General features: G+C 36.2%; 13 protein-coding genes and 1 pseudogene. 10 read left to right on the forward strand and 4 right to left on the reverse strand.

Features of this window, described 5'->3' with window-relative positions:
- Window positions 1-42 precede the first annotated feature (42 nt).
- The 6 genes and pseudogenes from QNH48_RS14535 to QNH48_RS14560 all read left to right on the forward strand — a co-directional run.
- A pseudogene (locus tag QNH48_RS14535) lies at window positions 43-135 on the forward strand (SEC-C metal-binding domain-containing protein); the annotation flags it as partial.
- A gap of 161 nt (window positions 136-296) precedes the next feature.
- On the forward strand, window positions 297-1,781 hold the full coding sequence (locus tag QNH48_RS14540; protein ID WP_283955536.1) for an FAD-binding oxidoreductase: 1,485 nt from the start codon (window positions 297-299) through the stop codon (window positions 1,779-1,781).
- A 14-nt stretch (window positions 1,782-1,795) separates the two neighbouring features.
- The gene (locus QNH48_RS14545) at window positions 1,796-2,323 is read left to right on the forward strand and encodes a hypothetical protein (RefSeq protein ID WP_283955537.1); all 528 of its coding nucleotides are present in this window, start codon (window positions 1,796-1,798) and stop codon (window positions 2,321-2,323) included.
- A 352-nt stretch (window positions 2,324-2,675) separates the two neighbouring features.
- Window positions 2,676-2,864 carry an amino acid transporter gene (locus tag QNH48_RS14550; protein WP_283955538.1) on the forward strand — a complete coding sequence of 63 codons (189 nt, stop codon included), beginning with the start codon at window positions 2,676-2,678 and terminating at the stop codon, window positions 2,862-2,864.
- 158 nt (window positions 2,865-3,022) lie between these two features.
- Window positions 3,023-3,361: a DUF5694 domain-containing protein gene (locus tag QNH48_RS14555; RefSeq protein WP_283955539.1), complete on the forward strand. Its 339-nt coding sequence runs from the start codon at window positions 3,023-3,025 to the stop codon at window positions 3,359-3,361.
- Window positions 3,362-3,492: 131 nt separating this feature from the next.
- A complete protein-coding gene (locus tag QNH48_RS14560; RefSeq protein ID WP_283955540.1) occupies window positions 3,493-3,717 on the forward strand; it encodes a cyclase in 225 nt (74 codons plus the stop codon).
- A gap of 428 nt (window positions 3,718-4,145) precedes the next feature.
- On the opposite strand, the gene QNH48_RS14565 is transcribed toward QNH48_RS14560, so the two are convergent.
- Together QNH48_RS14565 and QNH48_RS14570 are read right to left on the reverse strand one after the other, a co-directional pair.
- On the reverse strand, window positions 4,146-4,385 hold the full coding sequence (locus QNH48_RS14565; protein ID WP_283955541.1) for a hypothetical protein: 240 nt from the start codon (window positions 4,383-4,385) through the stop codon (window positions 4,146-4,148).
- Between the two features lie 63 nt (window positions 4,386-4,448).
- Window positions 4,449-4,778, reverse strand: a complete 330-nt coding sequence (locus tag QNH48_RS14570) for a YciI family protein (RefSeq protein WP_283955542.1) — start codon at window positions 4,776-4,778, stop codon at window positions 4,449-4,451.
- 314 nt (window positions 4,779-5,092) lie between these two features.
- Here QNH48_RS14570 and QNH48_RS14575 point away from each other — a divergent pair, with 314 nt between their 5' ends.
- The gene (locus tag QNH48_RS14575; protein ID WP_283955776.1) at window positions 5,093-5,524 is read left to right on the forward strand and encodes a VOC family protein; all 432 of its coding nucleotides are present in this window, start codon (window positions 5,093-5,095) and stop codon (window positions 5,522-5,524) included.
- Between the two features lie 84 nt (window positions 5,525-5,608).
- Here the strand turns inward: QNH48_RS14575 and QNH48_RS14580 are convergent, their stop codons facing one another.
- On the reverse strand, window positions 5,609-7,012 hold the full coding sequence (locus QNH48_RS14580; protein ID WP_283955543.1) for a purine-cytosine permease family protein: 1,404 nt from the start codon (window positions 7,010-7,012) through the stop codon (window positions 5,609-5,611).
- Window positions 7,013-7,464: 452 nt separating this feature from the next.
- Here QNH48_RS14580 and QNH48_RS14585 point away from each other — a divergent pair, with 452 nt between their 5' ends.
- The 3 genes from QNH48_RS14585 (at window position 7,465) to QNH48_RS14595 (ending at window position 12,118) form a co-directional block, all read left to right on the forward strand.
- Window positions 7,465-8,646: a beta-ketoacyl synthase N-terminal-like domain-containing protein gene (locus QNH48_RS14585; protein ID WP_283955544.1), complete on the forward strand. Its 1,182-nt coding sequence runs from the start codon at window positions 7,465-7,467 to the stop codon at window positions 8,644-8,646.
- A 10-nt stretch (window positions 8,647-8,656) separates the two neighbouring features.
- Window positions 8,657-11,086 carry a putative bifunctional diguanylate cyclase/phosphodiesterase gene (locus QNH48_RS14590; protein ID WP_283955545.1) on the forward strand — a complete coding sequence of 810 codons (2,430 nt, stop codon included), beginning with the start codon at window positions 8,657-8,659 and terminating at the stop codon, window positions 11,084-11,086.
- A 162-nt stretch (window positions 11,087-11,248) separates the two neighbouring features.
- Window positions 11,249-12,118: a 50S ribosomal protein L11 methyltransferase gene (locus QNH48_RS14595; protein ID WP_283955546.1), complete on the forward strand. Its 870-nt coding sequence runs from the start codon at window positions 11,249-11,251 to the stop codon at window positions 12,116-12,118.
- Window positions 12,119-12,230: 112 nt separating this feature from the next.
- Here QNH48_RS14595 and QNH48_RS14600 read toward each other — a convergent pair whose 3' ends face one another.
- Entirely contained in the window at window positions 12,231-13,103 is an 873-nt protein-coding gene (locus QNH48_RS14600) for a LysM peptidoglycan-binding domain-containing protein (RefSeq protein ID WP_283955547.1), read from the reverse strand.
- Window positions 13,104-13,261 lie beyond the last annotated feature (158 nt).

Consider the following 13,261-nt stretch of genomic DNA (forward strand, 5'->3'; position numbering starts at 1 on the left):
ATCGAACTTAAAGTTGGTTTACTTCGATCAGGTGTTCCGGTTCGAAACGATGATAAAGTTGGCCGAAATGATCCATGTCCTTGTGGTAGCGGGAAAAAATATAAAAAATGCTGCGGGCCAAGTCCGCTTAGATAGTAACCGCCATGCCAATGTCCCCCATGCATAACGATCCATATACATATAGGTTTTAGTTTCGGTTTGTTAGAAAAAAAGGAGATGAATAAAAATATAGTATTGCAATAAATTTACATAACCTGTTAAAATTAGTGTAATATTACACTAATTGGGGTGGTTGGGTGGAGACATCTCCTAGAAGGAATAATAAACAGTCAATACATAAAAATCCATGGTTTCTTGGAACGGTAGTATGTATTTTTGTTGTCTCCGTCTTATTAAACATTCCGATTGAAAAAAGAAGATACGGCTTTACACAAAGCAAATTGACAACAGATTATACAGGTCTGCTACCTGAACGGATCGATAGAATCGTCAAAGTAGGAGGTCGATCCGAATTACAAAAAATAGTGAATGAAGCAAATGAAAAGCGCCAGCATATTTCCATTGCTGGATTGCAACATTCACAAGGCGGGCATACGTATTACAAGGAAAGCATCGTATTGGATATGAAGACATTCAACAAGATCCTGGAAATAGATAAACAGCAAAAAATAATAAAGGTAGAAACTGGAGCGACCTGGGAAGATGTTCAGGAAGCGATTCAACCATATGGGTTGGCTTTAAAGGTCACACAATCACAGTCGATTTTTACCATAGGTGGATCGCTCTCCGTTAATGCACATGGGCGGGATATCCGCTTTGGCCCAATGGCGGGAACCGTCAGGGAAATGACCATTCTGACTCCAACAGGGGAGATGAAAACCGTAACTAAAAATGACTCAGAGGAATGGATGAAGTATATATTTGGCGGCTATGGATTATTCGGTGTCATTTTAGATGTCACGTTAGAATTAACGGAAAATGATGTTTACACCATTCATACAGAAGAACTTAAAACAAGTGAGTATGAAGACTACTTTTCAAATCTATTAAGTAATGATAATACCTCTATGCATTATGCAAGGGTAAGTGTTGCTCCTAATTCTTTTTTGAACGAAATGTATGTAATAGATTACAAGAATACCGGAAAAAAGGATCATCAAACGCAGCTTAAAAAAGAGCGCGGTGCCCGTATTGGTAAGCTGGCACTGGATATTGGCCGGCAAGGCGGAGGGTTAGAGAACCTTTTCTGGGAAAATCAAAAGCTGTTGATTAAGTCACTTGATGGAGACGAGATAACTCGAAATAACGCAATGCGCGGGAATTCTGCATTTATGGAATTTACAAAACCTGGTCGGGTAGAAGTACTGCAAGAGTTCTTCGTTCCAGTGGAGAAGTTTGAAGAATATATTAGGGACCTAAAAAGATTTCTTCCATCGAATGATAAAAATGATGATTTTAAAATTCATAACATTACGGTTCGTTATGCTGCAAAGGATGATTATTCTTATTTGAATTATGCTAAAGAAGATATGTTTGGACTCGTCATTTTAATCCAACATGGCTTAAAAGAAGAAGAGATTAATAATGCGAAAGCAATTATTCAAGGATGGACGGATTTGACACTCAAGCACGGAGGGGGATATTACCTCCCATATTATCATTATCAAACAAAAGAACAATTTAGAAAGACTTATCCATCGTGGGAGAGGTTTCATGAAGAAAAATTAAAAAGAGATCCAAACGGTGTTTTTAAAAACATCTTTTATGACTATTACTTTTAATGAAGGAGACTCGGATGAAGATTATGAGTGAACGCTATGTCCCTTTGGTCGTATCAGTCGGTCAGGTTGTCATTTTTCCGTATTATATCCTTTGGTTAAAAGAAGCCTCACTGACATTTACCTTATTTACCTGGCTTTTTGTTGCTTTTTCTTTTAGTGCTGCCCTGGGATATCGCCTTTTCCAAGCTGAAAAAAAACTTGCCAATTCGTATATCCCTTTTCTCTACATGGGAATTGGGAGTGTTTATATATTAGTTGGCAATATAAGTAGTTCGTTTGAAGTGCTTCCTTTTCTCGCTCTCATATTTCAGGTTATTTTGGGTTTCTTACAAGGTTACCATCATGCCTGGCATATCGAGCAGAATACCTTTCGTTTACACGCCATCAATCACTATCTCCTGGTTGGGGTGATTATGGTTGGGCTTTCCTTTGTAAAAATAATCTCTCCAGCCATTTTCATTACTGTCTTTGGTGCTATTTTATTCATTTGCGGGCTAGTATTTATATTTTTGAAAAATATGGACAGCGCTGTTTCAAATTGAGGGACAATGAAGATCGTAAAGAAAATATCCATTTCGTGCATTAATTGAATCGTTAGAAGCATTACAAATTGCTGTTAAGAGTAATTACGAGAAAGCTTTACTATGTTCGATAAATGGAGTTTCACTCGTTACGTGTAGATTTACCATGGTAGATGATGCTTTATATTTTTTGGGGTATCTGTGACACCATAGCAAGAGGTAAAATTGGAAAATGGAAAAATAGAGTGATGAATTGTAGTTTCTTATTAACGCTCTTTTTTGTTGATCAATGGTCAGGTCACTTCAATTTGAAATTTCAAATAATACAGTTTTAAAGGAATGGATATGTAAAATTTAGTAAAGGGATGGTTGTATGAAAAATGAAAATAAACCATTTAATGATGTAATAGACCACTTTAACAAGGTAGAAGGAAATGCTGCCAATCTTGCCAAAGAGGACTTAAAAAAGTTACCAAAACCATTAAGGTATTTTGGATATTTTATGGCAGCATTCTTTTCAATTTCCATTCTATTAATGATTATTTTAAATTTATTTAATTAACTGATACTGATTTTTATAGTCCAGCTGCCATTCTAGGCGGCTTTTTCTTATTAAGCTATCAAGAGTTTAAGATGGGATTGCTGCGGGGACTTTGCTAATTGTACTCTAACGGTCGGATTGTTTAAGAGAAAGGGACTCGGTAAGTGGGGGAGAAAATTTTGAAGAAGGAAATTATTCTTGTAGGAACTTTTCATTTTGAACGAGATGAAGATTTAATAAAAAGGAAAGAAGAAGAAGTCAAAGAGCTGGTTGACTATTTGGCTGGTTTTAAGCCAACAAAAATAGCATTAGAATGGGAAAAGACAGAGGAATATGCACTAAATGAAAAATATAAGAATTCAAATAGTATTTACTCGATAGATGAAATTCAGCAAGTTGGTTTTAGGTTAGCACAAAAATTACAGCACCAAAAAGTTCACGCTGTCAATTGGACTGGTCATCTAACTCATGAGGATATGATTCATCTTAATAATGAAATCCAACATTCTATTAAATAAAGAGGGGATTTCCGCCCTATTTGATTGAATTTCTTATTGACTAATCGGAGCAAATTAGTGGAAGAAGGTATTTGTTTTTTAATATCAGAATATATATATCACTCTAAAACTAATTTTAAGGTGGAAGTAAAATGGATAAAAGGGTTCTATTCGACTTTGAAATCGAGTTTACGAACGGTGGTGGAATACAAGGACAGGAATTCCGTCTTGATATTAATGGAGATGACATTTCTGACGAAGAGTTGGCTAGGTATATCGTAGAAGATATGAGATTGCTAATGGTAGGGAATGTAAGGATTCTTAACAAGAAAATCATAAATGAAAAACATAAACGAAGATTCGCGGACGAGGAATAATAAAAGTTTATTTTCGGTACTTCAAGTTTAAGCTTCCAAATAAGGTGGCTTTTCTTTTTTTACTAACGAGGAAGTTCAAGAAAATCATACTATGAGAGTAAGTATGATTTTTTCTCGTATCAGTGAATTCTTTTTTTTAGAAGAAAAGCGAGCAAATGTGTCTAATAATGACAATAGTATTCTATAAAGGAAAAAAAGAATTAGACAAACAATAGAAAATATGTGGCTGGTAGTATGTTTTTCACTACGGGTGAGTGTAGTGAAAAAAGGACTAAAAAGCAAGATAAGAGAACATTGTTAAATAACACAATCTCGGTTCTCTTATCACTAATTGTTCTCTACCTCTACAAGTCTTTTAAGAGTAGAAAGAAGCTTTTCCTCCCAATATTGTTCAAAGAAGGACAGCCACTTTTGTTGATTGGTTGATCTTATTTAATTCCGAATTCTCCAGAAAATTGCTTCACAACTGCATGTATTTCCCCTAATTTATCTGGTTTTAAAAGACTAATCATCTTAGGGATAAATTCTTGAATATCTTCTTGTGAAAAAGTACCTTCAGCTTGTTTCCTGAAGTTTTCTAATAGTATTTCTTTTGCTTCATCCTCTTTGCCCTCTTGAACTCTTTGTAAAATAAAATTTAAAAACATTTCTTGTCCTTGTTTGTCCATTCCAATTGCCTCCTAAAGAAATTTAATTTGTAACATTTTGTGGTTTCAACACCGCCTACAAAGTCAAGAGTGTTGTTTCGGCAGCATTGCTTTCATCGGATAAAATTCAGTTGGCATTATACCAGCAATAACAGCTGGGTCTGCTCCTATAAGTTTCGGGACTTCAGCTTCATCTTCAACTTCAATTATGGCAAGTCCGTGCGGAGCTGAGGGATTTAGAACTGGGCCGTAGACCAGAGCAATCCCTTGGTTTTGCTTGTCCGTCCAATAGGCAATATGTTTTAACATAATGTCCCGTTCTTCTGATGTCATATCCTGATGAAAAGTTGTTCTTGGCGGAGTAGACTTTAGCATAAAGTGCATTTTAGCTTTACTAACGGTATTGTCCGACATCCTAAAATACCTCCATAAATATGAATTTCCCTTCATTATTATTCCATAGAGCCCTTTGGAAAACAATGCACCTGTTAAAAATTTCACTTCAACTAATTGGTGCTTTACTGAAATAAATTGAAGTTATAGTTCTTAAACAAATTTGTTTCATTTTTAATAATATCAGTCTTCCGCAATCGGGCAATTTAATCGAATTAGGATTATTTAGAATAGGAACAGTTATCCATCAAGTGGGGGAGTCCAGTTTACGCAGCCACAATACTAATGTATCATGAAAGAGATTATCCAAATTGTTCCAAAGGAGTTGTTGAATGATGTCAATTAGTTTGAACCCGTATTTGTTTTTTGACGGTAACACGAGAGAAGCGGTCCATTTTTACGAGAAAGTGCTTGGCGGGAAAGTGATGGGCATCATGACGTACGGAGATATGCCAGATGACCCGAATCATCCGTTGACTGATGACATGAAGAATCGCGTTATGCATGCACACTTGAAAGTCGGCGTTGCGGATCTCATGTTCTCTGATACGTTTGCAGGCATGCCTTATCAGCCAGGCAATACGATTCAGATTGCCATCCATCCCAAAGAAGAGGCAAGAGCGAGAGAAATCTTCGCCTCTTTGGAAGATGGCGGACAAGTCGTCATACCCCTTCATAAGACGGATTGGAGCCCCTTGTACGGGATGGTAAAGGACAAATTCGGGGTTAATTTCAATGTAAATGTCCCAGGAGAGCAGCCGCAATAGTAACAAACAGACTTCCGCTTCACCAACAAACAAAGCCTCCTGTCCGCGAATGGACAGGAGGCTTAATAAGTGGGATAAAAATAATTAGGCAATATACTCTTCTTTTGCAATATTATTGTCTTCTTTTTTAATATAATATCTTCCTTTTGTAGAAATCGCAAAAATAATCGTTAAAATTGATGCAAGGATAGCTGCAAAAAATGCTGCAGTACTTTGTAAGAATGTTCCCATATATCCTAGAGCGGCAACCGTGCCAAGACAACTTGCGATTAGTAGTGAGCCAACACCTACAGGATTCCATTTAAACAAATTCTGTTGTCTGGATTCATAATATCCAGGACCAATCTTTAAGATTTTCTTAACAAAAACAGCATCTGTACCAAGAATAGCTGCCCAGGATAATAGGAAAACTCCTTGGAAAGTCAAAACGGTTTCAAGGTGATTCACAATGTCCCCAAGCATTAAGACAATGGCCGATACCCCCGTAACAACTACCCAAAAGCGTCTACCTGGTTTAAATTTAAAAACATTTTCGAAAAAATTGGATAGTGACAGTGAACCACTATAGATATTTGTCACATTTATTCTTATTTGAGTGATCATGGTAAATAAAGCTCCCCATCCACCAAGGAGTAGAACGATATAGATTCCAGGATTTGGTTCCCCGAGACGAACACCGAACCAAATTCCAAGACCCCCCATAACGCCAAAACAAAAGATCTGCGGAATAAATCCGATTGCAAATATTCCAATTTTCATATCCTTCGGTTTCAGGAAACGAGCATAATCAGAAGCGAGTAGTGGTGTTAATCCCATAATTCCGTGCTGCATGCCAATACAAAGTAAAAGGGCAGTTCCTCCAACCTGAACATTTTCTGGCAAATACGACCAAAAGCTTCCATCATAAACGGACGGTGTGGTTGCAGCCACAACAATGGCTGCGATTAGAAAAATGCCAAAGAGAGGCAAGGACCATTTTTGTAATTTATCCAATTGCTTGATTCCAAACCAATTTAATGGAATGACGATGATACCAAAGAAAAGAATTAAACCCCATTTTGGAATAAGAGGAAAGAATTCGTGTACAGCCGCAACTAGGATTAAGCCTTCAAGCGCACAGTACATAATAAAATTAGTGGCATAAATAACGGAGGTCAAGGAGGCGCCAATATAGCCAAATCCGCCACCTCTTGATAATAAATTAACGTTCATTCCTGATTTTGCAGATAAATAGGCAATGAAGGTTCCAAGAATACCGGCAACAATAATCGCATATACAGCGGAAATAATCGCATTGATTGCACCAAATTGTAGGGCCATAACACTTCCCATCTGAAAATAGAAGATGGCCGTAGCAATTCCAAATGTGATATTTGTTATGCTTAACCAACCCATGTTTCTTTTGTTAAGAGGTACTCTATCCAATGAGTAATCATCACTCAACTCTTTGTTGCGATTCTGTACGGTAGAAGTGTCAGATCTCAACATTATCAACTCCTTTTGTGATAGATTTCACAAGGATGCTCCTTGCAATAAACAAATTCATAAATAGTGAACTAATGTACTAATCATAACAATAATCACAGTCTGTACTCAAACATGATTATTCGACATAATCTGTGATATAACACCTTTAGCGTAACTTTATCACTCAAATACTGCCTCTATCTTAGGAATCGTGCCGAATACTCCGAATAATACAGGAGTAATTGTGTAAAATATACGTTTTTATACGATGCGATGGAGTTTTTTCCCTTAGAATAATAATAGTCTGCAGGGCTCAGTTAATCTAAGAGAGAATACCATTGTACCAGCAGTTGGGAAAAAATAGCAGTGATAGAAATGTCGAGAATTGTTGTTATATGTCAATTGACCTCCTATAATATAAATTTTAGAGATTCATAGATGCATATGAAATTTATCATAAGGCGAGGTCAGGTATGGATAAAATTGTCATTACAGGTTACGGAGTTAAGGCTCCGGGTGTCAGTAATATAGATCAATTTAAAGACGTTCTAGAACAGGGTATCTGTACACAGGAAATACTCCATGGCCGTGGCCACAATGGCTCTAATATCGTATGTGGAGTAGTGCATGAAGATTTGAATATGATCTCTGGTGAAAATTATAAAAGGTACCCACGTGGAGCTCAGTTGGGCATTGCAGCAGCTGAGGAGGCTTATAAGATGGCCAACTTACCTAATGATGATTTTGCACGTGTTGCCGTCATCATGGGTACATCCGGTGGAGGAATTTTAGAAGTGGAAAAGTTCTCTAACCATGGCAATAACCTTAAAAAAGTACCTATTCAATATGTTCCAATAGGAGATCCACATACATTATCTTCTGGAATTACGAAGCATCTTGGAATAAATGGACAGGCTTATACCCTATCTACTGGTTGTACGGCAAGCTTAGATGCAATGATTATGGGCAAATTATTCTTAGAAGCTGGATATGCTGATATATGTATCGTTGGCGGCTCAGATGCTCTTTTAGGGGATTGGATTACCTATGGATTTTTAAAAACGGGTGCGATAACTGAAAATACGGAGATAGAAGAAACCGGGGTACCCTTTTCCACCTCTCATAAGGGTTTTGTTAAATCAGAGGGTTCTGCCGTCGTGATTATGGAAAGAAAGAAAGACGCAGATTCAAGAGGCGCTAAGATATGGGGGCAAGTTAGCGGCGGAGCTTCTAACAATGAAGCACGTTCAATATTAATGTCCGATACAACAGGAACGTTAATGACAGCTGCCTTAAAAAGAGCAATTGGCGATAGAATTCCCACCTATGTAAACAGTCAAGCGCTGGGATTAAAACAGAATGATATGATTGAGTACATTTCTCATTCGAATCTATTTGGACCATCCGTTCCTATTACTTCTATTAAGGGAATGACCGGCCATACCTTTGGTTCAATGGGAGCTATCCAAGTGGTTTCTTCGTTATTAAGTATGGAATATGGATTTATTCCACCAACCATTAAGACAAGTGGAGACGGTTTTAAAGACTTACCAATCGTCACTAAGACAAAGTATCAAACTGTCGACAGTGTTGCCATAACGAACCATGGGGTTAGCGGAAATAATACTTGTTTATTAATAACTAAAGAAAATTGAGGTAGAGGCAATGATTTTTCTATTAATGATTTCTTTTGCATTATTTCCTTTAGCTGCTGGGATTACGACCATCTATATATTAGGGAAAACGAAATTATCAAAGCTTCTATTTCTCTTTTTTATTTTCACCTCGTTTTGGCAAATAGATGTTTCGGTTTTACATGGACATGAATTTTTTTCATACAGGGTAATTGAGTTTTTATTTCAGTTATTTCGTTTTGGCTCGATCATGTTGGGTCCCGTTTTATTTTCCATTATCTATACAGCGGTCAACCCTATACAAATGGTTGAATCTAGATTGGTAAAATATGCAGTGAATAAATTTACCGTCATTACTCTTTATGTTTGGTCAATCTTTGTCTACTTGATAGGGTGGAGCCATAAAGGCATTCAAAGCTTTGAGGTAGTAAAACCTGAGGGTTTAATAAAGGTAAGCTACTTATACCCAGTCTATGGAGATTGGTCATGGATCTTTAACTTAAATTTATTAATCTTTGTTATTATCACCGTCATATCCTTTGCATTAAGCAAAAACCTGAAGGATTCTGAAACCAAATCGTTTGTCCTTTACTTTATTATCATTGCCACCATAGGGTATTGTATTGGAATCTTAAATATGATTAAAAGCTATCTGTTATTACCTAGCAGTATCTCTGTTTTATTTTTATCCATTGGGATCCTGATCCCTGTTATTCGAATGCACCAAAAGATTATTACGAAGATGAATAATGCACTTATAGATCAAAAAGAATTTCTCCATACAATCATCGATATGAACCCCAGCTATATCTATGCCAAGAGTCAGGATGGAAAATATACATTAACCAATCAAGCTTATGGTTTACTATTTGGGGTAAATTCCGAAGAACTTATCGGGAATTTTGAGATGGATTATAATCCTGATTTGGATATGGCAAAACAGAATATACGTATAGATCAACAAGTAATCTCTTCCTTAGAAGAAAAACATATACCGGAAAATGAAATCATTGATTCACAAGGAAATAAAAGGTGGATACAAATCGTTAAGCTGCCCATCATTTCATCTAGAGATAAGCAAGTTCTTAGTGTAGCGACGGATATTACACAACGGAAAATCAATGAAAAAAAGAGAGAGTGGGAAGCTCTTCATGATCCTCTCACTGGGTTACCTAATCGGCGTGCATTTTATCAGGATTTAGTTGAACGAATGAAAATAGCAAAACTCAATAAAGAGAGTATTGCGGTCATTTTTCTAGATTTAGATCGTTTTAAAATTATTAATGATACTCTCAATCATGAAAATGGAGATCATCTTCTAAAGAAAGTGGGACAACGGTTAAGATATGCGGATGCTAAAAGGGTGACTGATTTTTCCGTTTATAGACTTGGCGGTGACGAGTTTACCTTTATTTTATCAAGTGTAACGAAGGCTGAAACAACCATCTTTGTAAAAAGACTGTTAAACCTATTTAAGAAATCATTTACCCTAAAAGATCACGAATTATTTGTCACGTCCAGTTTGGGAATCAGTATGTATCCAATGGACGGTGAAGATCCGGATGTATTAATTAAAAATGCGGATATTGCGATGTATTCTTCGAAAGAATCGGGAAGAAATTCTTATTCCTTCTTTACACAAGAGATGAATCATGATTATCAGGAGAAAATGGTATTAGAAAAAGCTCTTCGAAAAGCAATACATTCCAATGAAATTAAAACTTTTTATCAACCAAAAATGGATATTGAAAAAAACACGATCATTGGTATGGAAGCATTAGTAAGATGGGAGAGTTCTGTATTAGGAATGATTTCACCTGCTGAATTTATTTCTTTAGCAGAAGAAACGGGAATCATATTACCGTTAGGTGAATGGGTTCTGAAAACTGCATGTCTTCAAAATAAGATTTGGCAAGATATGGGGTATACTCCAATACCTGTTTCCGTAAATATTTCGATGCGGCAATTTTTTGACGGAAACTTTGTAGAAACTGTTAAGAATATCTTAAAAGAAACCAATCTTGATGCTCAATATCTAGATTTAGAAATAACGGAAAGTATTTCGATGGACAATATCACTTCTGTGATTTCCACGCTGAATGAGTTAAAGGCAATGGGGATATCGATTTCAATAGATGATTTTGGAACAGGATATTCCTCCTTAAGTTATCTGAAAAAGTTTCCAATTAATAATCTAAAAATTGACCAGTCCTTTATAAGAGATATCACAACCAATTCTGAAAATCGTTCAATTGTTAAAACCATTATCTCAATGGCCAATAATTTAAATCTTGATGTGATTGCGGAAGGCGTTGAAACGGAAGAGGAGTTAAAATTCCTTAAATTAAATGGTTGTAGGGTGGTACAGGGATATGTGTTCAGCCCTCCGATATCGGGTGAAGATTTCGAAAGAACCTTCTTAGAGGAACACCATGAACCTTCAACATCATATGTCTACTAATAAAATAAGAAACACTCACAAATGCTGATAGTTCATTATTGTGAGTGTTTTTTTGTCATTTAAGTCGTTTTCATTTCAGTTCAATTGGCGATAATGATAAAAAGTATGATCGACTTAGGCTTTACTCATGATGGATGTGGCCAACTGCTAGGAGAATAGAAGATGTATGAAATTACCGTAAGACTCCCCATAAAAAAAATCGAGAGAATCATTGCTCATTTATACAAGAAAGGCTATTACCAGGCCTTTTATGAAGTACCCTTAGATGTCGTGACTGATGCCAACGGCTATTCCTTTGTTGAGAAGAGGGATGAAACAACAGATCTTAATATCTATATAAATGATTTTATCGAAGCAAAGGAACGACGTCTGTTAGTAGAATTATTAGCCATTGATGAGACAAGTCTTGTGGTTAAGGAACTAAATGAGCTAAATTACCAGCAAACCTTTGATGACATATTCCTTGAGAATGGCTGGGTCATCACGATACCGGATAGAAGGAATCATTACGACATAGATAAGGTGATTGTACTAGACTCCCAAGGGAATTTTGGTACGGGCTATCATGAAACCACAAGAGATTGTTTGCACTTCATATTAAAACATGATTTCACAGGATCGAGTGTGGCCGACATTGGAGCAGGTTCAGGAGTGTTAAGTGTTGCTGCCGCCCTCAGGGGAGCAAACTCTATCGATACCTATGACATTCAACCAGTTGAGCGTGAAATTTTGTATCAATGTGAATTAAATGCTGTGAAACCGGTGAATGTGTTTCAAAGTGACTTAATCAACAATAAAAATTCAATCAACAAAGAATATGATTGGATCTTTCTTAATATCGGAACGCAGGAAAATATTGATATTCTAAAGACCCAAGGACTTTTAGGTTTTAAAGACACTACATTTCTACTGTCAGGCATGCTTGAATGGAATTTTCACCGAGTTGTGAATGAATTTAAAAAGGCTGGATTCTTGTTGGAGGAAAGGAAACAAAGTAACGAATGGGTCACATGTCTTTTCAAAGCAAAATAAGTAGAAAGGGATTCCGTTTGTTAACTGAATCCCTTAATAATCTTTGAATGTAGTAAGTTAAAGTTTTTAGACTCAAGGTGGGGGATGAACGGCGCAATTCGGATTATTAATATTATTTCATTTTTCGTAAATCCAAATACTGAACGGTCTTTCCATCTCGATCAACCTGAACGATTAATTGATTTTTATTAAACACATAAATAATTTGTTCACATGATGCGCTTTCATAGCAGGTAACAATCTTTACCTCATTGGGGTTCCCATAAGCATCGAGGATTTTATTTTTCTCAGTTGGTATCGTAGTTGTCTTTAAAAATTCTGGGTATACTTGCAACTTTTCAATGGAGTCATTGTCGGCATTGAATGTTACACGAACCCCGACGCCTTCATTCGTATAATAAAGAGATCGAGTATTTTTATCATCTTCTGTTTTTGTTGGTTTCCCAAATTTTTGAATGAGCTGTTTGTAAGAAAATCCTACACTGATTTCATTTATATGAAGGGGCTTCTCCGTTAAAAAGAAAGCATCTTTTATCCCGTTTTTCTTTAACTTCGTGATCATTTTCTCCGCTTTGGATATACTCGCAAAGGCACCTGCCTGAACACGATAATAATTTTTACCATTTATAACTTTTTTCACGACGATTGCTTCAATCCCTTTCTTTTTCAAAAAAGCAACTCGCTTCTCTGCATTACTTTTTTTGCCAAAAGAACCAGCCACTGCAACATACAAGGGTTTGATTTGTTCAATATCTGGTATTATTAACGTTTGACCAGCAATAATCTTGTTGCTTGTTATATGGTTGTATTCCTTTAAATATTCGATAGAAATCTTGTATTTCTTGGAGATGCTATATAATGTATCACCTTTCTTTATAGTAATATATTGATCCTCGGCAAATGCCTTCCCATTACCGAAATAAAACAACGACCCCATCAACACAGTACAGAGAACAACTTGCATGAAACGTTTAAATTTTTTCATGTTATCTTCACCTCATATATTTTGACGAGGTAATTACTTTTTCGATTCGAATAAATAAGCCCAATTATTGTTCTAAAACAAAAAAGGGCGGATTCTACTCATTTTTTACTTTGTCTTGGTAATAAAGTACAATAATTCTACTGATAAATGGAAGAATG

The sequence above is a fragment of the Neobacillus sp. YX16 genome, assembly GCF_030123505.1.
Taxonomy (GTDB): Bacteria; Bacillota; Bacilli; order Bacillales; family Cytobacillaceae; genus Neobacillus.

Bases quoted from the DNA above. Each gene is read 5' to 3' on its own strand.
- QNH48_RS14545 (WP_283955537.1), top strand. From the start codon at position 1,796: ATGAAGATTATGAGTGAACGCTATGTCCCTTTGGTCGTATCAGTCGGT.
- QNH48_RS14550 (WP_283955538.1), top strand. From the start codon at position 2,676: ATGAAAAATGAAAATAAACCATTTAATGATGTAATAGACCACTTTAAC.
- QNH48_RS14560 (WP_283955540.1), top strand. From the start codon at position 3,493: ATGGATAAAAGGGTTCTATTCGACTTTGAAATCGAGTTTACGAACGGT.
- QNH48_RS14565 (WP_283955541.1), bottom strand. From the start codon at position 4,385: ATGGACAAACAAGGACAAGAAATGTTTTTAAATTTTATTTTACAAAGA.
- QNH48_RS14570 (WP_283955542.1), bottom strand. From the start codon at position 4,778: ATGTCGGACAATACCGTTAGTAAAGCTAAAATGCACTTTATGCTAAAG.
- QNH48_RS14575 (WP_283955776.1), top strand. From the start codon at position 5,093: ATGTCAATTAGTTTGAACCCGTATTTGTTTTTTGACGGTAACACGAGA.
- QNH48_RS14580 (WP_283955543.1), bottom strand. From the start codon at position 7,012: ATGTTGAGATCTGACACTTCTACCGTACAGAATCGCAACAAAGAGTTG.
- QNH48_RS14585 (WP_283955544.1), top strand. From the start codon at position 7,465: ATGGATAAAATTGTCATTACAGGTTACGGAGTTAAGGCTCCGGGTGTC.
- QNH48_RS14590 (WP_283955545.1), top strand. From the start codon at position 8,657: ATGATTTTTCTATTAATGATTTCTTTTGCATTATTTCCTTTAGCTGCT.
- QNH48_RS14595 (WP_283955546.1), top strand. From the start codon at position 11,249: ATGTATGAAATTACCGTAAGACTCCCCATAAAAAAAATCGAGAGAATC.
- QNH48_RS14600 (WP_283955547.1), bottom strand. From the start codon at position 13,103: ATGAAAAAATTTAAACGTTTCATGCAAGTTGTTCTCTGTACTGTGTTG.